Origin of the sequence: Saccharibacillus alkalitolerans (assembly GCF_011090185.1) — a bacterium.
GTDB lineage: Bacteria > Bacillota > Bacilli > Paenibacillales > Paenibacillaceae > Saccharibacillus > Saccharibacillus alkalitolerans.
The window spans coordinates 370,537-396,939 of the sequence record NZ_JAAFGS010000002.1 but is presented as its reverse complement, the minus strand read 5'-3'; the positions used below and the strand labels follow the sequence as shown (position 1 = coordinate 396,939).

The 26,403-nt window shown below is 58.7% G+C and carries 17 protein-coding genes; 9 read left to right on the top strand and 8 right to left on the bottom strand.

What is annotated here, in order from left to right; translation table 11 throughout:
* Window positions 1-3 precede the first annotated feature (3 nt).
* Genes GYN08_RS07315 through GYN08_RS07295 form a run of 5 tightly spaced genes read right to left on the bottom strand, consistent with a single transcriptional unit; the run spans window position 4 to window position 5,766 of the window.
* A complete protein-coding gene (locus tag GYN08_RS07315) occupies window positions 4-1,851 on the bottom strand; it encodes an oligopeptide ABC transporter substrate-binding protein (protein ID WP_166273538.1) in 1,848 nt (615 codons plus the stop codon).
* A 15-nt stretch (window positions 1,852-1,866) separates the two neighbouring features.
* Complete coding sequence (locus GYN08_RS07310; RefSeq protein WP_166273537.1) at window positions 1,867-2,787, bottom strand: ABC transporter permease; 921 nt, start codon at window positions 2,785-2,787, stop codon at window positions 1,867-1,869.
* Window positions 2,788-2,820: 33 nt separating this feature from the next.
* Window positions 2,821-3,783 (bottom strand): oligopeptide ABC transporter permease, encoded by a 963-nt coding sequence (gene opp4B / locus GYN08_RS07305; RefSeq protein ID WP_166273536.1) that lies wholly within the window; start codon window positions 3,781-3,783, stop codon window positions 2,821-2,823.
* A gap of 5 nt (window positions 3,784-3,788) precedes the next feature.
* Window positions 3,789-4,718 carry an ABC transporter ATP-binding protein gene (locus tag GYN08_RS07300; protein WP_166273535.1) on the bottom strand — a complete coding sequence of 310 codons (930 nt, stop codon included), beginning with the start codon at window positions 4,716-4,718 and terminating at the stop codon, window positions 3,789-3,791.
* Complete coding sequence (locus GYN08_RS07295; RefSeq protein WP_166273534.1) at window positions 4,705-5,766, bottom strand: ABC transporter ATP-binding protein; 1,062 nt, start codon at window positions 5,764-5,766, stop codon at window positions 4,705-4,707. The genes GYN08_RS07300 and GYN08_RS07295 overlap by 14 nt, the downstream gene beginning before the upstream one ends.
* 349 nt (window positions 5,767-6,115) lie before the next feature.
* On the opposite strand from GYN08_RS07295, the gene GYN08_RS07290 reads away from it, so the two are divergent.
* Together GYN08_RS07290 and GYN08_RS07285 are read left to right on the top strand one after the other, a co-directional pair.
* Window positions 6,116-7,399, top strand: coding sequence for a cytochrome P450 (locus tag GYN08_RS07290; RefSeq protein ID WP_166273533.1), 1,284 nt, complete (start codon window positions 6,116-6,118; stop codon window positions 7,397-7,399).
* Between the two features lie 242 nt (window positions 7,400-7,641).
* The gene (locus GYN08_RS07285) at window positions 7,642-9,642 is read left to right on the top strand and encodes a CAP domain-containing protein (RefSeq protein WP_166273532.1); all 2,001 of its coding nucleotides are present in this window, start codon (window positions 7,642-7,644) and stop codon (window positions 9,640-9,642) included.
* A 92-nt stretch (window positions 9,643-9,734) separates the two neighbouring features.
* Here the strand turns inward: GYN08_RS07285 and GYN08_RS07280 are convergent, their stop codons facing one another.
* The gene (locus GYN08_RS07280) at window positions 9,735-10,619 is read right to left on the bottom strand and encodes a helix-turn-helix transcriptional regulator (protein ID WP_166273531.1); all 885 of its coding nucleotides are present in this window, start codon (window positions 10,617-10,619) and stop codon (window positions 9,735-9,737) included.
* A 164-nt stretch (window positions 10,620-10,783) separates the two neighbouring features.
* On the opposite strand from GYN08_RS07280, the gene GYN08_RS07275 reads away from it, so the two are divergent.
* Together GYN08_RS07275 and GYN08_RS07270 are read left to right on the top strand one after the other, a co-directional pair.
* Complete coding sequence (locus tag GYN08_RS07275; protein ID WP_166273530.1) at window positions 10,784-11,935, top strand: Gfo/Idh/MocA family protein; 1,152 nt, start codon at window positions 10,784-10,786, stop codon at window positions 11,933-11,935.
* Window positions 11,936-11,972: 37 nt separating this feature from the next.
* On the top strand, window positions 11,973-13,085 hold the full coding sequence (locus tag GYN08_RS07270; protein WP_166273529.1) for a Gfo/Idh/MocA family protein: 1,113 nt from the start codon (window positions 11,973-11,975) through the stop codon (window positions 13,083-13,085).
* A 91-nt stretch (window positions 13,086-13,176) separates the two neighbouring features.
* On the opposite strand, the gene GYN08_RS07265 is transcribed toward GYN08_RS07270, so the two are convergent.
* Window positions 13,177-14,385: a MalY/PatB family protein gene (locus tag GYN08_RS07265; RefSeq protein WP_166273528.1), complete on the bottom strand. Its 1,209-nt coding sequence runs from the start codon at window positions 14,383-14,385 to the stop codon at window positions 13,177-13,179.
* A 345-nt stretch (window positions 14,386-14,730) separates the two neighbouring features.
* Between GYN08_RS07265 and GYN08_RS07260 the strand changes: the two genes are divergently transcribed.
* The 3 genes from GYN08_RS07260 to GYN08_RS07250 all read left to right on the top strand — a co-directional run bounded on the left by GYN08_RS07260 (window position 14,731) and on the right by GYN08_RS07250 (window position 20,853).
* Window positions 14,731-16,881, top strand: coding sequence for a 5'-nucleotidase C-terminal domain-containing protein (locus GYN08_RS07260; RefSeq protein ID WP_166273527.1), 2,151 nt, complete (start codon window positions 14,731-14,733; stop codon window positions 16,879-16,881).
* Window positions 16,882-17,126: 245 nt separating this feature from the next.
* Window positions 17,127-18,290: an S-layer homology domain-containing protein gene (locus GYN08_RS07255; RefSeq protein ID WP_166273526.1), complete on the top strand. Its 1,164-nt coding sequence runs from the start codon at window positions 17,127-17,129 to the stop codon at window positions 18,288-18,290.
* 184 nt (window positions 18,291-18,474) lie between these two features.
* Entirely contained in the window at window positions 18,475-20,853 is a 2,379-nt protein-coding gene (locus tag GYN08_RS07250; protein WP_166273525.1) for a glycoside hydrolase family 3 N-terminal domain-containing protein, read from the top strand.
* Window positions 20,854-21,504: 651 nt separating this feature from the next.
* On the opposite strand, the gene GYN08_RS07245 is transcribed toward GYN08_RS07250, so the two are convergent.
* Entirely contained in the window at window positions 21,505-22,305 is an 801-nt protein-coding gene (locus GYN08_RS07245) for an SDR family oxidoreductase (protein WP_166273524.1), read from the bottom strand.
* A 259-nt stretch (window positions 22,306-22,564) separates the two neighbouring features.
* On the opposite strand from GYN08_RS07245, the gene GYN08_RS07240 reads away from it, so the two are divergent.
* On the top strand, window positions 22,565-24,364 hold the full coding sequence (locus GYN08_RS07240; protein WP_166273523.1) for an ABC transporter ATP-binding protein: 1,800 nt from the start codon (window positions 22,565-22,567) through the stop codon (window positions 24,362-24,364).
* On the top strand, window positions 24,357-26,216 hold the full coding sequence (locus GYN08_RS07235; RefSeq protein ID WP_166273522.1) for an ABC transporter ATP-binding protein: 1,860 nt from the start codon (window positions 24,357-24,359) through the stop codon (window positions 26,214-26,216). The genes GYN08_RS07240 and GYN08_RS07235 overlap by 8 nt, the downstream gene beginning before the upstream one ends.
* Window positions 26,217-26,403: the final 187 nt, after the last annotated feature.

Here is a 26,403-nt window from a genome sequence, read left to right as displayed (position 1 = left end):
GATTTACTCGGCGACGACAGGCTTATCCGAATTCAGCGCGAGCTGATACAGATACACGCCGCTGCCGGTAGCGATGTCGTAGTTCATGACGCGTTTGTTGACCGGTACGAGCGAGGCGCGGTAGAGCGTCGGAAAGACCGGTACTTCGTCGACCATCAACTGCTGCCAATCTTTGTAGACCTGCTGACGATGAGCCACGTCCATCGACGCTTCCGATACGCCCTCCTTCAGCAGACGGTCGTTCTCTTCGTTGGACCAGCGGGAGAAATTGAACAGGGCATCCCGGCCGTAAAGGGCGGTCGGATCGACGTCGTAGCCGAGCGACCAGGCGCCCTGGAACACGTCCACGCTCGGATCGTCGTCGCCGTTCTGTCCGACCCGGTCATAGAACGTGTTGAATTCGAGCATTTCCAGCTTGACGTTGAGCCCGATCGCTTTCCAGGACTGGACGTAATACTGGGCCAAAGGTTCGGCGACGTCGCTGCCCGTCATGGAGACGAAGTTGATCTCGAGCGGGGTGCCGTCCGGATTGGTGCGGAATTCGCCGTCCATCTTGTAGCCGGCTTCGTCGAGCAGCCGCTTGGCTTCTTCCGGATCGTAGGCGACGCCCGGATTTTCGGTATCGTGGAAGTCCGGGTGGGACGGCGCGATCAGCGTCGTCGCGTTCCAGCGCAGACCGTGATAGAAGCGCTGTCCGACCTGGTCGTTATCGACCGCGTACCACATGGCTTTTCGCAGGTTGACGTCGGCCATTTTCGCATCGGGATTCGTGACGACTTCCTTCGCTTTTTTGTCCCAGGTTCCGAGCTTAAAGCCGATATACGTATAAGCCGCGTCGGTGTCGCCGAGATATTGGACGTTCGACATGTCGGCGTTATCGGGATACTGGTCGGCGGGGAAGGCGTCCACGAGATCGACGCCGCCCGTTTCGAGCTGCTGTACGACCGTAGACGGGGAAACGACGCGCAGCGTAACGCCGTCCAGCGCCGGCTTGCCGCGCCAGTAGTTGTCGTTGCGCTTGTACGTCACGGATTCGCCCGGCACGATGCGGTCCACGACGAACGGACCGAAGCCGATCGGATGCTCGCGGGTTTCGGGAGCGGCGGCCATCTCGGTAATCGGAATGTCTCCGTAAACATGCTTCGGAACGACGCTGGTCCAGAGGCCGCCGCTGAGCAGGGAAGGGGTGGCCTTCAGGAAGGTCATCCGCAGTTTTTTGTCGCTCAGCGCGACGAGGCCGGAGATCGTATCGGCTTTGCCTTCATGGTATTCCGCCATGCCTTCGATGTTTTCGATGTCCGATCCGTAGCGCGGCCCGTCGTATTCCGGATGGCCGATCACTTCGAACGCGAAGATCCAGTCTTCCGCCGTAACGGGTTTGCCGTCCGACCAGTTGACTTCGTCGCGGATCGTGAAGGTGAACACGCGTCCGTCGTCGGATACTTCGTATGTGGCGGCGCCGTCGTTCGTGTACACGTAGTTTTCGTCGACGGTCAGCATGCTTTCGGAGAAAAACTGCGAAACGTTCGCGTCCGGGACGCCGGAGGAAAACAAGGGATTGAGCGTGCCTTCGAACGGCGTGTCGGAAACGAGACCGTAATTCAAGCTGCCTCCTTCGATCGCCGTGCCTTCGTTGGCTGCGGCCGTATCGAAGTCTTCGATCGAGACCAGCCCGTCTTCCGACTTGTCGTCTTCGGCGGCCGTCCCTCCGCCTGCCGCCGCCTGGCCGGACTCCGCAGCTCCCGCCGCCGGTTCGGCCGTCTCCGTTCCGCCTCCGCAGGCGGACAATACCATCATCATGACCAGCAGCAGCGTAAAGAGACGAAATGCCCCCGTATACGATTTCTTCATTTCTCTTTTCCTCCCTTATCCTCTTCTTTGTCTGGCATCCGTTGCGCGCTTCAAGGCTTGACCGACATTGTTTATGCAAAGCATCAATACAAGGATCAGCACCGATGCGGGCAACCATATCCACCAGCGGGATTCCAACGTCTGCGGGTTCGTCGCGTAGCTGACCAGCGTGCCGAGGCTAGGCGTGCTTTCGGGGAATCCGAAGCCGAGGAAGGACAGACCCGATTCGAGACCGATATTGCCGGCCAGATTGAGCGTAAGCGTCACGATAATCAGGGAACTGAGGTTGGGCAGCACCTGCGCAAGCATGATTTTAAAATGCGGGGTGCCCATCGTGCGTGAAGCTTGGACATATTCCATTTCCCGTTCCTGCAGCGCCCTCGATCGGATCAGCCTCGCTTTGCCCATCCAGAGAAAGGCGGTCATGATGAGGGAAAAGGATACGATGCTATATTTCGGAACCGCGGTAACGAACGCGATCACGATCATCGTCATCGGCAGCACCATGAAAAAGTCGACGACCCGCATCAGCGCATGGTCCACCATGCCCCCGAAATAGCCGGCGACGAGGCCGAGCGTGATTCCGATGATGCCGGCAAGTCCCGTCACGATAAAGCCGATGCTGAGCGAATTTCGCGTCCCGATAATTAGCTGTCCGAAAATGTCGCGTCCTCCGTAATCGGTGCCAAGCCAGAAGTTGGCGGACGGTTTCTCGTACAGGGCGAACAGGTCGACCCGGACGATCTCGTCCTGATCCAGGAATAGGGCGGTGCCGTACACGGCCAGTACGATAAGGGAGAACAGAATCAGCGAGATCAGGGCGACTTTGTCCCTGACGATTTCGCGCCATAAAATGCGCAGCCCGGACGGGCTTTTCTCGTCGATGCCGCGGACTTCAAGATCCTGCACGACCAGGTTGGGATCGATATTTTCCATGAATGACGGCGCTCCTTTCCGAGGCGGATACGGTTATTTGATGCGGATGCGCGGATCGACTGCGCTCAAGATCATGTCGGACAGCAGCGCGCCGACGATCGAAGCGATGCCGAACAGCAGCACCAGGGACGTGACGACGCTGAAGTCGCGGATCGAAATGGAGCTGATAAACAGCTGGCCCATCCCGGGATAGCTGAAAATGTTCTCGATGAACACGGTGCCGCCGATCAGGCCGGTGATCTCGTATCCGAAAAAAGCGGCGATGGGCAGCAGCGAATTGCGCAGAATATGGCGGTTGTAAATGCGCGATTCGGAAGCGCCTTTGGCGCGGGCGGTCAGCACGAAATCTTTCTGCTTCGTGTCGATGATTTCGCTGCGCAGATACTGCACGGTCGAGACCGTGGTGATCAGCGCCATGGACAGCGACGGAAGCAGCAGATGGTAAATTTTGCTCATCGCATAAGCGAACGTGCCCGCGGCGCTGCCCGGCGCCACGCTGCCTTCGGTCGGGAACCAGCCGAGTTGGAACCCGAAGACCCAGAGCATCAGCAGCGCGAAGATGAATAAGGGAGCCGCGAAACCGAGATATGTATAGCCCGTGATCAGCCGGTCCGACCACGTATCGTTGTAGCGCCCGCTGATGATGCCGAGCGGAACCGCGATCACGTAAGTCAGGATCAGCGTGGCGACGGAGAGCCAAACAGTGTTCATCATCCGCTCGCCGATCAGCTGCGTTACCGGCATTTTGAAGCGGAACGACTGCCCCAGGTCGCCGGTCACGGCGTTTTTGATCCAATCCCAGTACTGAATGAACCAGGGGTTATTGAGGCCCAGCCGTTCCCGCTGCGCTTCGATGGCGGCCGGGTCGATGTTCGGGTCGATGGAACCGGTCAGCGCGTCGCCGGGCATCGCTTTGGCCAGCAGGAACACCAGAAGGCTTAAAAAGAAAATTTGCGGAATCATGACGAAAATGCGTCGGACGATCGTTTTCCACACGGGCGTCAGCTCCTTTCCGGAAGTGCCGCGAGATGGGTGTCGGAGACGGGACGGAGGGCATAGGCGAGTCCCGCTTCGTCGAAGTAATCGGCATAACCGTTTTCGTACTCGGCGTTGACAGAAGCCCGGAAGGCGGACAACCGCTCGCGCCGACGCGGATCGACATCGGGGATGGCGGACAGCAGGCGTTTCGTATAGATGTGACGAGGCCGCTCGAAAATGTCTTCGGTCGTGCCTTGTTCCACATGCCGGCCCCGATACATAATGCCGATCTTGTCGCACATATGCCGGATGATTCCGAGATCATGGCTGATGAAGAGATAAGTCAGACCCAGCTCCTGTTGGATATCCTGAAGAAAATTCAGCACCTGGGCCTGGACGGACACGTCGAGCGCCGATACCGGCTCGTCCGCGATAATCAGCTTGGGCTTCAGGGCGATCGCGCGGGCGATGCCGATCCGCTGCCGCTGCCCGCCGGAGAACTGATGCGGATATTTATAGAGGCTTTCGGGACTCAATCCTACCCGTTCGAGCAGTTCGGCCGCCCGGAATTTCTCTTCTTTATGAGAAAGCGATTCGTAATTGCGCAGCGGCTCGGCGATAATGTCGAGCACTCGCTTCTTGGGATTGAGCGAAGAATAGGGATCTTGAAAAATCATCTGCATGTCCCGGCGTGCGGCCGAACGGTTTCTCGCGGCGGTCAATTCCTGACCGTTGAAGAGGACGCTGCCCGAAGTAATGGCATTCAGGCCGATGACGGCTCGTCCGGTCGTCGTTTTGCCCGAGCCCGATTCGCCGACCAGGCCGTACGTCTGTCCCGGTTCGATGGACAGCGAGACGCCGTCGACGGCTTTGACGAATCCCTGCGTCCGGCCGAATAGGCCGCCGCGAATCGGGAAATGGACCTGCAGGTCGCGGACTTCAAGAAGTGCCATAGCGGAATTCCTCCCCGTTTATGGAATAGGCGTCTGCCGAAGGCGGCAGGCCGGCGTCCGAAGCGGAATCCGGAAAGCGAAAACGGAGATGGCAGGTGCAGCGGACGAAATGTCCCGGTTCGATCTCGTGCAGTTCCGGTTCGCTCTCGTGCTCCGAAGCTTCGATCCAAGGAATACGCGATTGAAAACGGCAGCCGCGGCGGGGAAGATGTTTGAGCGAGGGCACGATGCCTTGAATCGTATGCAGCCGGGAGCCGGATTCCGCCGAGTTCGGAATCGATTGAAGCAGCGAGCGGGTATACGGATGCTTGGGGTTGGAGGTGAGCGTGAAAATGTCGGCGATCTCGACGATTTGTCCGGCATACATGACGGCGACGCGGTCGGCCATTTCGGCGACAACGCCCAGATCGTGCGTGATCAGGATGACGCCGGCGTCCATATCGTTCTTCAGCGCTTTGATCAGATCGAGAATTTGCAGCTGAATCGTGACATCGAGCGCCGTGGTCGGCTCGTCGGCGATCAGCAGGCTCGGCTGGTTGGCGATCGCGATCGCGATGACGATCCGCTGGCGCATGCCGCCGGACAATTCGTGCGGATACTGCGCAGCGGTGCGTTCCGGGGACGGAATGCCCACTTTGTTCAGCAGTTCGATTGCGGCGTTCCGGCGCTGCGCGCGGGAAATGCCGTTTCGGTGAAGCAGAAGCGATTCTTCGATCTGTTCGCCGACGGTCATAAGCGGATTAAGCGCGGAGAGCGGGTCCTGAAAGATCATGCCGATTTCGCTGCCGCGCAGCTTGTTGAGCTTGGCGGCCGGCATGCCGATCAAATCTTCGCCTTTGTAATAGATGCGGCCGTCGATGCGGGCGTGAGCATGCAGTCCCATGACGGAGAAAGCGAGGGCGCTCTTGCCGGAACCGGATTCGCCGACGATGGCGAGCACCTCGCCGCGGTTGACGGTCAGCGATACATCGTCGACTGCCGCATAGTAGTCGTCGCCGATCCGGAAAGAGGTGGTCAAACGTTCGATTTTCAACAGGCTCTTTTTCAATATTCATCCTCCATTCCTTGTTTTGTCACAATCATGTAATATTATTAGCTTGATTGTTCGATATCCCGGACTTTTCGGAAGAGAAATAAGTGAATTAAGCTATTTATGGGATATAAGATATCATAAAAGAAAGAAAATGTAATCCATTTTTCGGAAAAATGATTTAAAATCAAATTCATGTAATAAAAAATAACGTATAAAGATAGATATAAATTAATCTTGTTAAAGAATTCGCTTCCTTGCCCAAGAGTCTTCGGACAGGAAGCGCCGCCCGGAAGATTTGTTCGTTCGAAAAACAGGTAATACGTTGACATGGAAGCATGCTTCAGCACGAAAGGAGAGAATCGCCATGACACAGCAAGGACAAACGCCGCAGGAGCATACGCCGGACAACAGCCTGGCTCTGCTCAAGGACGGCTACGATTTTATTTTTAAGCGGCGCAGGGAAATGGAGACGGAAATCTTCCGCACGCGTCTGCTGGGACAGCCGGCGATCTGTATCGGAGGCAAGGACGCGGCGGAGCTGTTTTACGATACGTCGAAGTTCCAACGTTCCGGCGCGATTCCGAAGCGGATCCAGAAATCGCTGTTCGGCGAGAACGCGATTCAGACGATGGATGGGGACGCGCATCGCCACCGGAAAATGCTGTTTATGTCGCTGATGTCGCGCGAGCGTCTCGACGTCTTCATGCAGCTGCTCGCGCAAGAGTGGGAAGCGGCGATCGGCAGATGGGAAGGTGCCGGCGAAGTGGAGCTGTTCGGCGAATCGCAGGAGCTGCTGCATCGGGCGGCCTGCCGCTGGGCGGGCGTGCCGATCGAAGAGGAGACCGTTCGTAATCGTGCCGACGACATGGGCGCCATGGTCGAAGCGTTCGGCGCGGTCGGTCCCCGGCATGCGGCGGGCAGACGAGCCCGGCGGCGAACCGAAGAGTGGCTGGAAGGATTCATTTTGGATCTGCGGGCCGGCGAGTTCAAAGCGGACGAAGGCACGGCCGCTTACGCGATGGCGTTCCACCGCGATCTGCAGGATCGGGAGCTGGACTCCCGAATGGCGGCGATCGAACTGATCAATATCGTCCGGCCGATCGTGGCGATCGGTCGCTACGTGGTCTTCACGGCGATCGCGCTGCACGAACATCCCGAATATCGGGAGAAGCTGGCCGCCGACGAAGGCAAATACCGGCAGTGGTTCGTGCAGGAGACGCGCCGTTATTATCCTTTCACGCCGTTCCTCGGCGCTTCGGTTATTCATGATTTTACCTGGAAAGGGCATGAATTCGAGGAAGGAACGATGGTGCTGCTCGACGTATACGGCACGACGCACGATCCCGCGCTGTGGGACGAAGCCGACAAGTTCAAGCCGGAGCGGTTCGAGAACTGGGGCGGAAGCCCGTTCGATCTGATTCCGCAGGGCGGCGGCGATCCGAACAGCGGCCACCGCTGCGCCGGCGAATGGCTGACGATCGACGCGATGCGGGTCTCGCTGGAATTCCTGACGAACCGTATGGCGTACGACGTGCCGGAGCAGGATTTGGAACTGAGCCTGTCGCGCATGCCGGCGCTGCCGGAGAGCCGATTCGTGATAACAAACGTACGGCTGGCGAGCAGCGAGGCGGCACCCAACAGAGGTTGATTTACCGTTGTAATAGGAAGCAAAAGAGCTTCGGATACCCAAGTATCCGAAGCTCTTTGACGTCTAAAGCAGGAAATTTAGAGAAGACCATCGAAAGCTTTACAGTCCAAAGCGAGTTAGCAGGTCTCGGAAACGGGGATAACGAGGGGAGAACCAAAGTGAATAGGACGAGGGGAAGCAAGAAAAGTCGACATCATCAGGGGAGCGGAAAGAAGCTGAGCCGCAGGTGGGGAGTTTGCTTATTGGCCGCGCTCATGGCCGTGACGGTCATGCCGGCGTATCCGGCGAAACACGTATCCGCCGCTTCGGCGGCGCAAGGAAGCTTCACGCAGGATCAGCTGGACGGATTGGCTTATCTGAACGAGATTCGGGCAAAAGTAGGGGTTGGACCGTTGGAGCTGGATGCCAGGCTTTCGCAGGCTTCTCAAGCTCACGCCGCTTATTACAATCAATATCGCTTTGAAGGATTAGAGGCGCACCGGGAGAAGGAAGGGACCGCAGGGTTCACAGGCATTACAGCCGGAGATCGCGGCAAGGCCGCCGGTTGGCCGAATCAGTCCGTAGCCGAGGTCATGTCTTATAACAATGCTACGACGCGGAAAGCCATCGACTCCTGGCTGAGCACCGCCTATCATCGCAAGATCATTTTGGACGGCAAGTACAACTCGGTCGGTATCGGGCTTCAGGAAGGCACGGCTGTCATGAATCCGGCTTATCTGTCGTATACGCCGAACGGACCGGAAGTAACGGTCTATCCGTATGACGGCATGAAAGAGGCGAACATCGGATTTTACGGCTTTGAAATTCCCAATCCGCTGGATCGGATCGGCGTCGAACATTCGGGAGGTATCATCTCGGCGTTATCCGGTCAGAAAATCGAATCGTTCCAGGCCAGCATTACGGATTCCAAAGGACAGGATGTGCCGTTTTACAACGAGCTTCAGTACGATACGTTGTACCTTTATCCGAAAGAAGTGCTCGACGGCTACAGCCTTTACACCGTGAACCTTGACTATACGGTGCGCGACGAATCGCAGCCTCGCCATAAGACCTGGTCGTTTACCACAGGCAAAGGACGGGAAATTCAAAGACTATCGGCTCAGTATGACGAATTGGTCGTGAATCCGGGCAGCAAACTGCCGCTGCGAATCGCCGCCCGATATAATGATGGCACATCCGGGATACCCAAGACGGCTCTAACCTATTCGAGCAGCTCGGCTGCGGGGCTGAAAGTCTCGGCGGACGGCGTTCTCGAAGGGGTTAAACCCGGCAGCTACAAGCTGACGGTCAGTTCGGGTTCGGTGCGTGAGCAGATTCCGGTCAAGGTCTTCGAACGCTTGAAGAGCAAAAAATATCCGGCCGGCGATCCTGCCAAAGCGAAAGACATCGCCGGACACGCCGATCAGGCGGCGATCGAGTGGGCACTGCGTTCAGGAGTGGCTGCGACGGATGCAGGCGGCAACTTCCGTCCGGATGCTTCGGTGACGGAAGCGCAGTTTCTGACCATGCTGCTGCGAACTTACAAAGTCGATTACGAAGCTTATGCTTCCAAGAAGAAAAAGCATTGGGCGGAAGGGGCATATAAAGTTGCAGCAGACCGCAACATGCTGCTGTTCAGCTCGAAATCGGGCAAAAGCGACTTCCGCGACAAACCGATCGATCGCTACCGCGCAGCCGGCCTGGTCGCGTCGGCTGACGGCGTAAACTTCGACTTTTTAGAAGCGGTAAAGTATGTCCAGGCTAACGGTTACATGCTCGGCAAAACCGGCAACCAGAGCTGGATGTTCGGTTATGACGATACGGTCACCCGCGCGCAAGCGGCCGTCATTCTGATGAAGCTGCAGTCCGAGATGAAGCAGCTGACCGGCGCGCCGGCTTCGGTTACGCCGAAGGAGAAACTGCCGAAAGAACCGTTCCCCGAAGTGTACGTAAAGCCGGAGTTCGGGCAGAAAACCCTGATCGCCGAATTCCTTGAGAACGGCACGCTGCGGGTTGAAGGACAATTTGTCGATCAGGCCAACAAGCAGCTGGATATTCAGGTATCCGAACGCACGGAAGAGGGGCGGAGCAAAGGAGAACTTGAGGTGATCCCGGTTTCGACGGATGCGGCAGGCCGCTTTTCCGTCGTTTCGACGAAAGCTTATGCCGAATCCATGCTCAATCTTTATTTCCGAACAGGAAATGTCAGCTACTTCATTCAAGTTAAAAAAGGGGCGATGAACGCATCCGAGTACTCGAGCTAGAATGATCCATAGGCATAAATGATCGTAACGGCCAAGCGCCTCCGAATCCATTCGGAGGCTTTTTGTCGTTAAGAAGGGTGATCCTTCGTTCTTTAGAGGCGGAAATAACGATCCATCCATCTTTTTCGATACTGATGCGGAGTCGCGTTCATATTCTCTTTGAACAATTTGCAAAAATAAGACACGTTGGTCAGCCCGATTTCCTCGGCGATCAGCGAAACCGGCTTGTCGGTCGTCGCGAGAAGGCGGACGGCCTCATGGATTCGGCGGGTCGAGATGTATTCCGAGATGCTGACGCCGATCGCGTCCTTAAACAAGTGAGATAGATGATACGGAGAAAGGTGCAGAGCGGCGGCGAGGTCGTCCAGCCGGTACGGCAGATGGTAGTTCGTCTCGATCCAGCTCAGAATTTCTTCGGCCCGGTGAAGCTTGCGCGCGGCCGAAGGCGAGGTTTCTCCCTCCGAGCGGTTCCACATCGGCTTGATCGCATGGAACAAGTTGATGAGAAACAGCGAGATCTCTTCGCCCCGTTCGGCTTCCGTCATGCGGAGCGAACGATCCCGGAAATCCCGAAACAAATGCGCCAGCATATGATCATCGCCGATGCCGTACAGGCACGGATCAGGCAGCCGTTCCCGATGCAGCCGCGCGAAAAAAGCATGCAGCAGCGGCCATTTTTCGAAATACGCTTCGAACAGGGTCGGCTCGAACACGGTCAGCGAACGTTCGAAGCTTTGGCCGTCGGAGTAATCCGGTCTCACCCGGTGCAGCTGATAAGGCTGAAACACGCAGAGCATGCCCGGCTCGATCCGGTAGCTGCGATTGTTGACGATCAACGTTCCGCGTCCCTGATGGATCAGCAGCAGCTCGATGCCCAGATGGGAATGGAACGTTTCCGGATGCTCGTTGTCGACGCTGCGGCGCCTGTAAGCGAAATCGATCGATTTTTCGTTGAAACGATAAACGTTGTTCGCCATGCCGCATGCCTCCCCGGTTTTCCATTTTCCGATAAACCCACTATAAATAATCTCCCGCACAACCGCAATCCAGCGTTATTTTTTCAGCCTTACAGCCTCACAATCGCACGGAAAAACACTTTATTCTTAGGGGGCAGACAATAATTCTCAGGAGGAACCCTCTTATGTTAAAAGTTGCGATCATCGGCACGGGCGCGATCTCCGGTGCTCATATCGACGGTTATTTGCGGTTCAAGGACCGGTGTCAAATCGTGGCGCTGTGCGACCTGTATCCCGAAAAAGCGGAAGCGAAGAACCAAGCGCACGGCTTGAACGCCAAAATCGTAAGCGATTACAGGCAGCTGCTGGACGACGAAATCGATCTGGTCTCGATCTGCCTGCCTCCGTACGAGCATGCGCCGGTCGCGATCGATTTTTTGGAAGCGGGCAGTCACGTATTGGTCGAAAAACCGATGGCGTCCTCGTTGGAAGAATGCGACCGAATGCTCGAAGCGGCGCGGCGTAGCGGCAGGATGCTGTCGGTCGTGGCGCAGAACCGGTTCACGAACCCGATCATGAAGCTTAAGCAGATGCTGGATACCGGTCTCGCCGGCCCGATCCTGCATGCTCAGGTCGATTCGTTCTGGTGGCGCGGGCACTGCTATTACGATCTGTGGTGGCGGGGGACCTGGGAAAAAGAAGGCGGGGGCTGCACGCTGAATCACGCCGTGCACCATATCGACGCGCTGATCTGGATGATGGGGCGTCCCGAGCGGATTCAAGCTTTCATGAGCAACGGGGCGCACGATAACGCGGAGGTCGAAGATCTGTCCGTCGCGCTGCTGAAATATCCGAACGGCGCGCTGGGGCAGGTAACAAGCTCGGTCGTGCATCACGGCGAAGAACAGCAGCTGATTTTTCAGGGAAAACAGGCCCGCCTCTCGGCTCCATGGAAAGTGAAAGCTTCCGTATCGCGGCCGAACGGCTTCCCCGAAACGAACGAAGTATTGGAAAAACAGCTCCAAGAAACGTATGAGGCTCTGCCGGATCTGCCGCATCAAGGACATGCCGCGCAGATCGATGACGCGCTGAACGCGATCGAAAACGGGCGGCCGCCGCTGATCGACGGCGTCAGCGGACGCGCGACGCTGGAAACGATCACCGCCATCTACAAAGCGGCCGGCACCGGAGAGAACGTCGTGCTGCCGCTCGCGTCCGACGATCCTTTCTATACGCGCGAAGGCGTGCAGGCGAACGCGATCCGTTTTTACGAAAAAAGCGGACACGTCGAGAACTTCGCCGATCAATCGATTACCGTCGGAACCAAGTTGGAATAGCGTGTCCCGATCATCCATCCCATACCCGAGGTGACTTATGAATAAAAAAGACGGAATGAATTACGCGCCGGTCGGCAAACCGAAACCGGTCGTTCATGGCGGAGAATTCGCGTTCGCGGCGATCGCGCTGGACCACGGCCATATTTACGGCATGGTCAACGGGCTGCTCGAAGCGGGCGCCAAGATCAAATGGGTGTACGACGCCGATCCGGCAAGAGCGGAACAGTTCAAGAAGACGTATCCGCAGGTTCGCGTCGCGTCGTCTGAAGAAGAGGTACTGTCCGACCCCGAAGTGCGGCTGGTGGCGGGCGCGGCCATCACGTCTCGGCGCTGCGCGCTCGGCCTTCGCGTCATGGATGCGGGCAAAGATTATTTTACGGACAAAGCCCCGTTCACGACGCTGGAGCAGCTGGAGCAGGCCCGGGCGAAGGTGCGCGAAACGGGCCGCAAATACATGGTCTACTACAGCGAACGCATCCACGTCGAATCCGCCGTATATGCCGGTCAGCTGATCGACAGCGTCGCGATCGGTCGGGTCGTGCAGGTGACCGGTTTCGGCCCGCATCGCCTGAACGCGCCCAATCGTCCGGAATGGTTTTTCCGAAAAGAGCATTACGGCGGCATCCTGTGCGATATCGGCAGCCATCAGATCGAGCAATTTCTGCATTACGCGGGCTGCAGGGACGCCCAAGTGCTGCACAGCAAAATCGCCAACTACAGCTGCCCGCAGTACCCGGAACTCGACGATTTCGGCGACGCGACGCTGCTGGGCGACAACGGCGCCACGAATTACTTCCGCGTGGACTGGCTGACGCCGGACGGGCTGAGCACATGGGGAGACGGCCGCACGATCATTCTCGGCACCGAAGGCTATATCGAGCTGAGAAAATACGTCGATATCGCCCGCGACCGTTCCGGCGACCATGTGTATCTGGTCAACGGGGAAGGCGAGTTCCGGTTCGAGGTCGGAGGCGAGGTCGGCTATCCGTTCTTCGGCGAGCTGATCCTGGACTGTCTGAACCGGACCGAAAACGCCATGACGCAGGAGCATGCTTTCCTGGCGGCCCAGCTGTGCCTGGAAGCGCAGGCGGGGGCCGACGTCATCCCGGCGGCGGGAGCGGAAGAGGCACCTGCCGGCATTCGAAAGTAGCCGCCCAAAAAGGCTGTCCCGAAATCCGCGAACCGGATCCGAGGCAGCCTTTTCTGTTCGGTATATCTTTTGCAAGCTTATCTTTTTGGACTTAATCCGTTTTCCCGCTCCGAAGCTCCGCTACCGCCGCCTTCAGCTGTTCCATCGCCTGTTCGACGATCGAGCGCGAGCAGGCGACGTTCATTCTCATGTAGCCCGCGCCTTCGAGGCCGAACATCGTACCGTCGTTAAGGGCGATGCCGGCTTTGTGCAGCAGGAACTGCATCAGTTCCTTGGCGTTCAGGTTCAAGCCGCGGAAGTCGATCCACAGCAGATAGGTCGCTTCCGGCAGGTTCATGGACAGTTCCGGCAGATGCTCTTCGATCTGATCCCGCACGTATTCCATGTTGCCGCGGACGTACGCCAGCAGCTCGTCCAGCCATTCGCCGCCGTGGGTATAAGCGGCTTCAGTCGCCGTCGCGCCCAGCGTGCTGATCGAACCCAGGCCGTGCATTTTGGCGACCGTGCGTTGGAACGTCACGCGCAGCTTGCGGCTCGGAATCACGATGTTCGAGACCGACAATCCGGCCAGGTTGAACGTCTTGCTCGGCGCGGTGCAGACCAGGCAGTTGTCGCGCGCCGCGTCCGAGACGGAGGCGAACGGCACATGCGCTTTCGGTTCGAAGATCAGGTCGGCGTGGATCTCGTCGGCGACGACGAGCACGTCATGCTTGAGGCAGATCTCCGCCAGCTTCTCCAGATCGGCGCGGGACCAGATCCGGCCGACGGGGTTGTGCGGACTGCACAGAATGAGCATTTTGACGTCGTCCGCCAGCTTGAGCTCCAGATCCTCGAAGTCCATCTCGTAGCCGCCGTTCTCGGTAACGGTCAGCGGGTTCATGACCAGCTGCCGCCCGTTCTCGCGCACCACGTTATAGAACGGCGGATAGACCGGCGTCTGAATGGCGATCTTGTCGCCCGGCTTCGTGAAAGCTTCCACGGCAAAAGCCAGCGCGGGCACGACGCCCGGCGTAAAGGTGATCCACTCGGGATCGATCGTCCAGTCGTGGCGTTCCTTCATCCAATTCACGACGGCGTCGAAGTAGGCCGGTGTGCGGAACGTATATCCGAAGACTCCGTGGTCGACCCGCTTGCGCATCGCGTCCAGTACTTCCTGCGGCGCGGCGAAGTCCATGTCGGCGACCCAGAGCGGCAGCGCGTCCGGCGCGCCGAATACTTTTTCGCGTCCGTCCCATTTCTCGGAAGCGCTCTGCAGACGGTCGATCTGCGTATGGAAGTCGAAGCGGCTTTTTAACGTCATGTTCACGATTCCTCCTTGGTTTCGGCAGGCGGTTCGGCGCGTCCGCGAAACCCGCGTTCCGCATGCTGCGTTCCGGTTCGAAGACGCGCCGAAAGCCGGCCCGTATCTGATTCATTATGCGTCATGGCCCCGTTTAAAGCAACGTTTCGAGACGGGAAGAAGGCGGCCGTTTTGTTCGGGTTTTGTTAAAAAACGGCGGCGAAAATGCATTTTATGTAAAAGCTATTTACTTTTGCTTGCTTGTTTATATATGATTGTGGGGAAAAAGTCGGCTTTTTGTTCGGGTTTTGTAAGGAAGAAGCAGAGGCGGCGACCATTACTTTTCCTCAAGGGGGCAAAAGATTCATGAAGAGAAGCAAAGCGAAGAAAAACGTCCGTGCCGCATTGACGGCCGCGGTGCTCGTATCCGCGCTGACGCCGGCGCTGGGCGGACAATCCGCGCAGGCCGCGGAGACGACCGCTTCGAACGGATTCGATCTGCGCATTTTACATACGAACGACACGCATGCCCATTTGGACAATATCGACCGCCGCGTGACGGCGATCAACACGGAACGCAACGACCGCACGCTGCTGCTGGACGCGGGCGACGTCTTTTCGGGCACGCTGTATTTCAACCAGTACGGCGGACTCGCGGATCTGTATTTCATGAACCAGCTCAAATACGACGCCATGGTATTCGGCAACCACGAATTCGACAAGGGACCGGCGGGCCTGGCGCCGTTCGTCAAAGAAGCGAAGTTCCCGTTCGTCAGCTCGAACATCGACTTCTCGGCCGATAAAGATCTGGGACCTCTCTCCGTCAAAACGATCGGCGATCCTGCGGCGGCAGGCAAAATCTATCCGTCCGTCATCAAAGAAGTGAACGGCGAGAAGGTCGGCATCATCGGCCTGACGACGAGCGACACGGTCGCGCTGGCTTCCCCGGGCGAAACGGTCAAATTCAAGGACGATATCGAAAGCGCGCAAAAAGCGGTGGACGAACTGACGGCCAAGGGCATCAACAAGATCGTCGCGCTGTCCCATCTCGGCTATGCGGAAGATCAGGAGCTCGCCAAGGAAGTGGACGGCATCGACATTATCGTCGGCGGCCACTCGCATACGCAGCTCGACGAGCCGACCGTGTACGAAGGCGGAAAAGCTCCGGTCGTTATCGTGCAGACGGGCGAATACGACAAGAATCTGGGCAGGCTCGACGCCACGTTCGACGACAAGGGCGTGCTGACGAAATGGGAAGGCAAGCTGATCAACCTGGACGCCCAGAACGAGGACAAGTCTTACGTCATCAAAGGCGACGAAGCTTCGGCCGCCAAGCTGAAGGAATACGCGGCCAAACTCGAGGAATTGAAAACGACCGTGATCGGCAAGTCCGACGTGACGCTGGACGGAGAGCGCGGAACGGTGCGCAAGCAGGAAACGAACCTGGGCGACTTCATGGCCGACGGCATGCGGGCGAAGGTCGAGAGCATCGTCGAACTGGGCGACGCCAAAGCTTACGTGACGATCCAGAACGGCGGAGGCATCCGCGCTTCCATCCCTGCCGGCGACATTACGCTGGGCAGCCTGCTGACGACGATGCCGTACGGCAACAATCTCAGCGCGCTGAAAATGACCGGTGCGGAGATCAAAGCGGCGCTCGAAAACGGCGTCAGCGGCGTGGAGACCGGCGAGGGCCGCTTCCCGCAGGTATCCGGCATGAAATTCACGTACGATTCCAAGCAGCCGGGAGAGAAAATCGATTCCGTAACGGGGCAGGTGACGCAGGAAGGCTCCCGCATTACCGATATTCAAATTCTCGGCGAAGACGGCAAGTATACGCCGATCGATCCGAAAGCGTACTATATCGTGGCGACGAACTCGTACATCGCGGCGGGCGGAGACTTCTACAGTTCGATGGCCGCGGCCAAAGAAGACGGACGTTACTACGAGCTGAACCTGGTCGACTACGAAGTATTCCGCGAGTATCTCGACAGCGTAGGCGACGTCAAGCAGAAGACGGAAGGCCGCATCACGGACGCTGCGGGATCGGCGGTCGAAGCTCCGGCAGGCGGGAAGCCGGCGGCGTCGACGTTCTCCGACATCGCGGGGTACGCGAAAGCGGACGCGGTCGAAGCGGCCTACTCCGCAGGAATCGTGAGCGGTTACGCGGACGGCACGTTCCGTCCGGCGGCAGCCGTGACGCGCGCCGAATTCGTGACGATGCTCGGACGCGCGATCGGCGCCGAAGGCGACGCGTCGAAGCACACGTACATCGATAACGTTCCGGCATGGGCGGCTCCTTACGTGTCGGGATTGGAAGAACGCGGGCTGCTCGGCAGCTTCCAAGACGAAGTCTTCGGCCCGAAACTGCAGGTAACGAGCGGCGAAGCGGCCGAGCTGATCGCGCTGGCGGCGAACGTCGATCCTTCGACGATCGAGCTCAGCGGCTCCGCCGATACGAAAATCACGCGCGGAAACCTGGTCGACATGCTCGCGAAATACCTGATCAAAGGCTGAACCGGCGGCATGCCGGCTCCCGCTTTTGACGCAAACCCCAAAAACGGCGGCCCGCCTCCTTCAAGGAGCGCGGGCCGTCTTGCGTACCGAAAATGCTTGCTGTCCTGCTATTCGGAAGAAGAGGGCGAGTCTTCCTTTTTTGCATCAAAAGAAGTTTTTTTGTAAGGTAGTAGGGGAGAACGATAGAATCCGAACGTTGGACACGCCTGTCTCTCGGACAGGGCTACAAGGAGGAGAAATCAAACATGTACAAGCCGACCACCCACAGATCCCGCAAACGAATCTTAATTCTGGCCGCCGCTTCCCTGATCGCGGTGCCCGCCTTGAGTTTCCCGGCCGCGCACGCGGAGCAGACGCCGCCGTCCGCTTCCTCGGGTGCGCCGTCCGCCGGCGCCGTATCGCCTGAGCCGTCGGCTCCGCCGCTCCAAGCCGCTCCGCCGACGGCTCCGTCCGCGGGGCCCGGAACTTCGATGCCGTCCGACGAGGTTCCGCCCGCCGACGGCGTCTCTGCCGCTTCGGAAGCTCCCGTGCAGTCGCTTCCGGGCGACACGGCGGCCCCGGCTCCCGCTCCTGCGGGAACCGATAAGACGCCGGCCGATCGGACGAAGACGCCGGCCGCTTCGGCGACGGGCAAGCCCAAGCCGGCTGCCGGAACTCCTGCGGCTCCCGCCTCTCCTACGGCGCTCGCAGCCAAAGAACCTTTTTACGATATCGCCAAAGACCCGAATCGCGACGCGATCATGACGCTGTATAACGAAGGCATCGTCAAGCCGGCCAAAGACCGTAAATTCCGGCCCGCGGCGGAGATCGGCCGTGCCGACTTTACGGTTATTCTCGGCCGCGCGATGAACGCGAACGGCAGCATTTTCGACGTGTATTTCACCGATCCCATCCCGGACTGGGCGATCCGCTACGTCGGCGGCCTGTCCGCGGCGGGTATCTACGAAGGTTATCTCGACGGCGACACATTCGGCCCTAAAAAGCCGGTGACCCGCGCCGAAGCGGCCGCCATGGTCGCGCGCGCCGCTCATCTGGAATCGCAGCCTCTCCCGCAGGGACTGGGCGGCGTAGGCAACATTCCGGTATGGGCGCTGGACGACGTGGGCGCGGCCTACGCGGCCGGCCTGATCGAAGCGACGAGCACCGGAACGCTGAACCCGAACAAAAAAGTCACGCGCAGCGAAATGGCGGCCATGGTCGCTCCGCTGCTTGAGGCGGACGCCTTCCACACGCCGATCAAGATCGAAGAAGATATTACGCTGCCTCAGCAGCCGCAGCCCCAATTAGAGCCGGTGCCGCAAACGCAGCCAGTGCCGCAAACGCAGCCGGTGCCGCAAACGCAGCCAGTGCCGCAAACGCAGCCGGTGCCGCAGCCGCAGCCGGTGCCGCAAACGCAGCCTCAGGGCTAAAGCCAGCCGGCGTGAAATGTTCGTCGGACAACGCGGAAACGCCGCTTTCCTAAGGGAAGGCGGCGTTTTTTGCGAGGCGGCGTAGATTTTTCCGAAAAGGTTTTATATAATCGTACTCGTAAAGTAAAGCGTTTACATGAATGCGCAGCACATCGGTATCCTACCAAAGGGGGCAGCACTCGATATGACGTATAAAGACGCATCGAAGCCGGTACAGGAACGTGTGGACCATCTTCTTGCACAAATGACGCTGGAGGAGAAAATCGCCCAGCTCACATCCGCGCGCACGGGAAGCATGATCTCCGACGTGCAAAACTTCGTTTTCTCGGCCGAATTGACGAGCAGGAACGTCCCGCACGGCTGCGGCTATATCGGACGGATCGGAGGAGCGACGGATCTGCTTCCGGCGGAAATGGCGCGCGCGATGAACACCATCCAGAAGCACTTCGTGGAAGAAACCCGGCTCGGCATTCCCGTGCTGTTCATGACCGAGGCGACGTCGGGCGTGCTCAGCCGCAACCATACCCTTTTCCCGCAAAACATCGGCGCCGGCGCCATGTTCGACGAAGAGCCGGTGCGCCGGATGGCCGACGCCATGCGCCGCGAGATGATCGCCACCGGCGAACGCTGGGCGCTCGGGCCGGTCGTCGACGTGATCCGCGACCACCGCTACGGCCGCTACGAGGAATCGTTCGGCGAAGACGTCTATCTGGTCAGCCAATACGGCTCGGCCTACGTGCAGGGGCTGCAGTCGGACGATCTGACGAAGGGGATCATCGCGACGCTGAAGCATTTCGTGGCCCAGGGGATCAGCGACGGCGGGCGCAACTGCGGACCGGTGCATATTACGGACCGCGAGCTGCTGGACGGCTACGCCGTTCCGTTCGAAGCGGCGATCCGCGACGCGGGCGCACTGTCGGTCATGGCGGCGTACCACGAGATCGATCAGGTTCCGGTGCACGCTTCCTCCCATATTCTGCGCGAACTGCTGCAAAATAAATTGGGCTTCGAAGGCCTGACCGTCTCGGACGGCAACGGCATCCAGCTGATCCAGTCGTTCCAGGAATACTGCGAGACCCAGGAAGAAGCGGTAAAGCTGGCGCTGGAAGCGGGCATCGAATGCGAACTGGACTTCATGTTCGAGAAATATTTGAAGGGACTCGTGGAAAAAGGCGAAGTGGAGCCCGGATTGGTCGACTCCGCCGTGCGCAAAGTGCTCGATCTGAAATTCCGCCTCGGTCTGTTCGACAATCCTTACGTGGACGAATCCGCGGTTGAGTCTTCCGTTTGTACACCGGACATGGTAGAGCTGTCGAAAGAGATGGCGCTGCGCACGATGACGCTGCTCAAGAACGAGAACGGCATTCTGCCGCTGAAGCCTTCGCTTCGCAAGGTGGCCGTGGTCGGTCCGCTCGCGCACGTCAAAGAGTTCGCTTACAGCGACTATTCGTATCCGGCTCATATCGAAGACATGTATTACCATTCCGAAGGACTGACGGAAGAAGAAGTGCTGGCCCGGACGCTCTTTTTCAAAAAGAAGGACACGCGCTACGAGGACCTTTACCATCAGGACATGCCGACCGTCTACGAAGCGCTGAAAAGCGCGCTGCCGCAGTCGGAAGTGACGTATTCGATCGGGATCAAGGACACGTTCGATTATAACGGCGACGCCGACTTCTACCAGATCGAGGCGGCGGTCGAGATCGCTCAAGACGCGGACGTGATCGTGGCGGTCTGCGGCGACACGAGCGGCATGGGACGGGAAAACGACAGCGGCGAATCGACGGATCGCGTGGAGATCTGCCTGTCGCACGAGCAGAAAAAATTGCTGCGTGCCCTCAAGGAAACCGGCCGCCCGGTGGTGCTGGTGCTGTGCAACGCGCGTCCGCTCGAGCTGTTGGAAGAAAGTCAGTCGATGGACGCCATTCTCGAAGCTTGGAAGCCGGGAATGCGCGGAGCGGAAGCGATCGCGGAGACGCTGACCGGCGCATACAATCCGGGCGGTAAACTCTCGGTCACGCTGCCGAAAGCGCTGGGCCAGCTGCCGGTGCACTATTCGCAGCTCGCCACCGGACACAAGCAGTTCTGGCGCGGCAAATACTTGGAGATGGATCTGGCGCCGCTGTACCCGTTCGGCTACGGCTTGAGCTACACGACGTTCGAAGCGGAAAACGTCCGGTTCGAGCAGACGGCGGACGGCATCGCGGTAACGGCGGACGTGCTTAACACGGGCGGCCGCGAAGGCGATCAGGTCGTGCAGGTGTACGTCCGCAAAAAGTACGCCAGCGTGCTCCAGCCGGAGCGCGAGCTGAAGGCGTACAAGCGCGTGAGCATCCCGGCCGGCGGCCGCGTCTCGCTGAAATTCGAGATCTTATTCGATTCGCTCGGCTACCACGACCGCGATCTGAAGCTGGTGCTGGAAAACGTGCAGCTCGACGTCATGCTCGGCTTCTCGTCGCAGGATATTCGGGCGGAGGAGACGTTCAAGCTCGCGTTCGACGGAGGAAAACGGGAAATTGCGCGGCGGGTGTTCGCGAATTCGGCCGAACTAAGCGGAAACTGAACTTGTCCGCGGAAAAGTGCTCTTGCAAACTGGGAATGTGAAGAGGTCATGCGAATAGAGCATACGAATAGGGGAAAGGAAGGCCGAAGCGGCGCTGCGAGCAGGACACGTACTCGGCACCCTGACGGAATAGCTGCATAAGAGCAGCTATTTCCTGAATCATCGAGCGTTTTTTGAAAATAACTGCGTCAGAGCAGCTATTTCGCGGAAAAGGACGTAAAAAGGGGATTAAAAGCAAAAATAGCTGCTCTGCTGCAGCTATTTTCTGAGAAAGACTATTTTGGAGCCAAATAAGTGCTTATTCGCAATTATTCGAAAACGGAATCCGTCGGCCTGTTCCGGAGCGAACGCGCTGTATGCGCCGGCGGCGATCATCCTCGGCTCGGTGCGCTTCGCTTCGTCGGCGGCTTGCTTCGGCAGGCGACTGTTTGCTTCGCAAAAAGGCGGCGCGGTCCGGCGGCGATCATCCTCGGCGGGAAAACGGCTCGGTGCGGTCCGCCGGCAGCTTGTCGGCTTCCCGTTCTCCGCTTCAACAAGCGGCCGAAATGAATCTCGCGCGCAGTCCCGGACTTTCCTCACGAGGACCTTCTCCCGGCGGCAAGAAGCAGCCTTCCAGGCTGCTTCTTTTTCCGTTCCGAGTCTGGGTCGAAGTCATCCCACGAACAGCGATTCCGCCCCGTCGATATGCACGACCGCGCCGCTGATGTGATCCGACTCCTCCGAAGAGAGGAACAGCACCAGATTCGCGACCTGCTCCGGCTTGCCGTTGCCTTCCGGCAGCGGTACCGTGCCTTCCGGGTATTCGACGGGTTTGGTGTTCATATCGTCCGCTTCCGGTTCCTTGTCCTCGCTGCTGAAAATGTTCGTGTCGATCGTGCCCGGAGCCACGACGTTGACGCGGATATTGGACGGCGCCAGCTCGAACGCGGCCATTTGGCCGAACGCGGCGATCGACGCTTTGGACGTGCTGTAGGCGGAGAAGCCTTTTTGCGAAAAGACGCGGGTGCCGCTGAGCGAGCTGGTCAGGACAATGCTGCCTTTGCCGTTTTCTTTCAAGTAAGGAATGGCGTATTTGACGCTGGTGAACGTGCCTTTGACGTTATTCGTGATCGTCTCGTCCCATTCGTCGTCTTCGATCGATTCAATCGGGCCGACGACGCCCAGGATGCCGGCGTTGGCGAACAGCGTATCGATTTTGCCGTATTCGCCTGCGACCTTCTCCAGCGCTTCGCGGTACTGGGCGGGCGCGGAGATGTCGACGGTCAGCGCCAGCGCTTGTCCGCCGGCCGCTTCGATCTCGGCGCGGACGCTCTCGACGAACTGGGAATCGCGATCGATCAGGGCGACTTTCGCGCCTTCTCGCGCGAGCAGCAGCGCGGCGGCGCGCCCGATGCCGGAGCCGGCTCCGGTAACGACCGAGACTTTGCCGTTCATTCTTGGGGAATTGGGCATCAAGATCACTCCTTCGGTTTGATGGGCTTTCGATTCTATAGTTACCCTTTCGCAAATTCGCTAATCACGCATAAATATGCGAAATTTTAACATTCGCCCTCCGAGGAAGTTTTTCGGCTTGGTTGGGGGGTAAATAATTTTTAACATAATCCGGTATAATGGAAATATCGCTTTTCAAGGGGCGCTTGCAAGGTTGTTGGTCGGATGGTTTCGGTTGAGGTCTTTAACATTAAACGCTGTACGGTTCGGAGGAATGATCATGTCGCTAGTGTTTGCCTTTTTAAAAAAATACCGTACCGCATCTCTTCTGGCGCTGCTCATGATGGTCATCGAGCTGGCGGTCGAGCTGGCTCAACCGTATCTGATCTCGAAGATTATCGATGACGGCATCGCGAATTCGGATCTCGGCGTAGTCTGGATGTGGGGCGGAATTCTGGTCGCGGGAGCCGTATTCGCGTTCGGAGCGGGGGTGGCCAGTTCGTTCTTCGCCTCCTATGCGAGTCAGGGCTTCGCCAGCGATCTGCGCGAAAAATTGTACGACAAAGTGCAATCGTTTTCTTATTCCGTGTTCAGCAGGTTCGCCACTTCGTCGCTGATTACGCGGATGACGGGCGACGTCACGATGCTGCAGGATACGGTATTCATGAGTCTGCGCTTCATGACGCGGGTTCCGCTGGTCGTCGCGGGCAGCGTGATCATGGCGATGATCGTCAATATCAAGCTGGGTCTGCTGCTCGCTCTGACCGTTCCGCTGCTGCTCGTGTTTGTCTTGTGGATCATGCGCCGCGCGGGCGGAATGTTCAAGAACGTTCAGCGCCGGCTCGATAAGGTCAACAGCGTCATCCAGGAAAACCTGACCGGTATCCGTCTGATCCGCGTCTTTGTCCGGATGAAGCACGAGAACGGCCGCTTCGCGGCTTCCAGCGGCAAGCTGATGAAAAACACGGTGTCGGCGCTGCGCCTGACGGAAACGACGATGCCGTTCATTATGCTCGTCATGAACGTTGCGATCGTCGCCGTGCTGTGGTTCGGCCGCGCGGACATCGCGAGCGGAAGCGCCAGCGTCGGCGAAGTGGTCGCCGTCGCCAATTACGCGCTGCGCACGATCGGCGCGCTGTCCGCCTTTTCCTGGATCGCGGTCACGTTCTCGCGCGCCGGAGCTTCCGCGCAGCGGATCGGCGAAGTCATGGACACGGAGAGCGGCGAATTCGCGGACCGCACAGGAGCAGAGCGCGGCCGTGCCGAAGCCGGAGCTTCCGCGCTGCCGAAAGTTCCGTCCGCCGATTCCGCCGACCGGTCGGCCGAGCCGGCCGTTCAAGGCGAAGTCGAATTCGAAAACGTCGCGTTCAAATATCCGACCAGCGATATCAAAGTGCTGGAAGATATTTCGTTCAAGATCGGCGCGGGCAGGCGGGTCGCCATTATGGGCGCCACCGGTTCGGGCAAGTCGTCGCTGGTGCAGCTCATTCCGCATCTGTACGACCGCGACCGGGGACAGATCAAGATCGACGGCCGGGGCATCGACGAATGGAACACGGAACATCTGCGCCGCAGCATCGGCTACGTGCCGCAGGAAGTGCTGCTGTTCACCGGCTCGATCCGCGAAAACATCGCCTGGGGGCGCGAAGACGCCTCGATCGAAGAGATCGTTCAAGCGGCGAAAATCGCCCAGATCCACGAGACGATCGAGAAGCTTCCGAACGGCTACGACACGCAGCTCGGCCAGCGGGGCGTGAATCTGTCCGGCGGCCAGAAGCAGCGCCTGTCGATCGCCCGCGCGCTGGTCCGCCGGCCGGCAATCCTGATTCTGGACGACAGCACGAGCGCGCTCGATCTGGCGACCGAAGCGAAACTGCTCGGCGCGCTGGAAGACATCGCGTGCACGACGTTCCTGATCACGCAGAAGATCAGCTCCACCGAAGCGGCGGATCTGATTCTGCTGCTGGACGAAGGACGTTTGATCGAAAGAGGAACGCACGGCGAACTGATGCGGAATTCGAAGCTTTACCGCCACATTTACGAATCCCAATTTGAAAAGGGGGAAGCGCTGCATGCCTAAGTCCAATGCGCTGACCGAGCCCTTCCTGCAGCCTCGGCCGCCGGTCATCGCCGATCCGTCGAAGGCCAGCGGCGAATACAAGAAGAAAAAGCGGGCCAAAAACGTCTCCGGTACGTTGGCCCGAATCTGGGCCTACCTGGCCCGCCGCAAGCTGAAGCTCGGATTGGTCCTGTTTATGGTATTGATCAGTTCGGCGCTGTCGCTGCTCGGCCCGTATATGATCGGAGTCGCGGTCGACGACTACTTGAGCGGAGGAGACGGCTTCTGGGGGCTCGGCTGGGGCCGCTTCCTGATCGTGCTCGGCATCGTCTATCTGCTGGGTCCGATCGCCATGTTCCTGCAGAGCATCTGGATGATCGAGATCGCGCAGGAAACGGTATACCGGATGCGGGTCGATCTGTTTTCCCATCTGCACAAGCTGCCGATTCCGTTCTTCGGCAAACGTCAGCAGGGCGAGCTGATGAGCCGGGTCACGAACGATATGGAGAACGTCAGCGCCACGCTGAACAGTTCGGCGATCCAGATTTTTTCCAGCATTCTGATTCTGTTCGGCACGCTCGGCGTCATGCTGTCCTTAAGCCCGCTGCTGACGCTGCTGACGTTTATCGTCGTGCCGCTGATGGCGCTGGGCATGCGATGGATTACCCGGCGCACCGGTCCTTTGTTCAAGGAGCGCCAGAGCAATCTGGGCGACCTGAACGGCTATATCGAGGAAACGCTGTCCGGACAGCGCATCATCAAGGCATTTTCCCAAGAAGACCGGGTCAAGCAGGAATTCGCCGTGCGCAACGAGCGCATCCGGCTGTCCGGCTTCTGGGCACAGACGATCTCCGGCATGATCCCGAAGCTGATGAACAGCCTTAACAACCTCAGCTTCGCGCTCGTCGCCGGGCTCGGCGGCATTCTCGCGATCAACGGCCAGGTGACGGTCGGCGTGATCATCATTTTCGTCGAATACGCGCGCCAGTTCACCCGTCCGTTGAACGATCTGGCGAACCAGTGGAACACGCTGCTCTCGGCGATCGCCGGCGCGGAGCGGGTATTCGAGATCATGGACGAAGAAGTGGAAAACAAAGACGAAGGGAAAGCCTCCAAGCTCGACCGGATCGAAGGCGCGGTCAAATTCGAAGACGTCTCGTTCGGATACGACGAAGGACAGACGACGCTGTCGGACATCTCGTTCGAAGCGAAGCCCGGCGAGACGATCGCGCTGGTCGGTCCGACCGGCGCCGGCAAGACGACGCTGATTCAGCTGTTGTCCCGCTTTTATGACGCCAGCAGCGGCAAGATCACGATCGACGGCCGCGAGATCGGCTCGATCCAGCGCGAGAATCTGCGCTCGCATATGGCGTTCGTGCTGCAGGATACGTTCCTGTTCCAAGGCACGATCCGGGAAAATATTCGCTACGGCCGCCTGGACGCGACGGACGAAGAAGTCGAAGAAGCGGCCAAGCTCGCCAATGCGCATTCGTTTATCGTCCGGCTGGAGGGCGGCTACGACAAGATGTTGGATAACGGCGGCAGCGGGATCAGCCAGGGACAGAAGCAGCTGCTCGCCATCGCCCGCGCGATGCTCGCCGATCCGGCGATTCTCGTGCTCGACGAGGCGACCAGCAGCATCGATACCGTGACGGAGATCAAGATTCAGCAGGGGCTTCAGCGCCTGATGAAAGGCCGGACCAGCTTCGTCATCGCCCACCGGCTCAACACGATCCGCCAGGCGGATCAGATTCTCGTCTTGAAGGACGGCGGCCTGCTGGAGCACGGTTCGCACGAAGAACTGCTGGAGCAGGGCGGGTTCTACAGCGGGTTGTACAACGGACAGGATATGCACGAGGAAGCGGGGGATTGAGCGGTCGAGCGATAGGACCGGGTTGATTACGCTGTGGAATCAGGTTCCGCGATTTGCGTTGACCCCGACTCTTTACGGAGAGTCGGTTTTTTTGCTGTACGTTCTGCAGCAGAGCGAAAGCGCAGCGGTGCAGCTTTGGCCGGGAATATGACCGCAGACGAAGCGAAGTCGCTCCTTCATGCCGAAT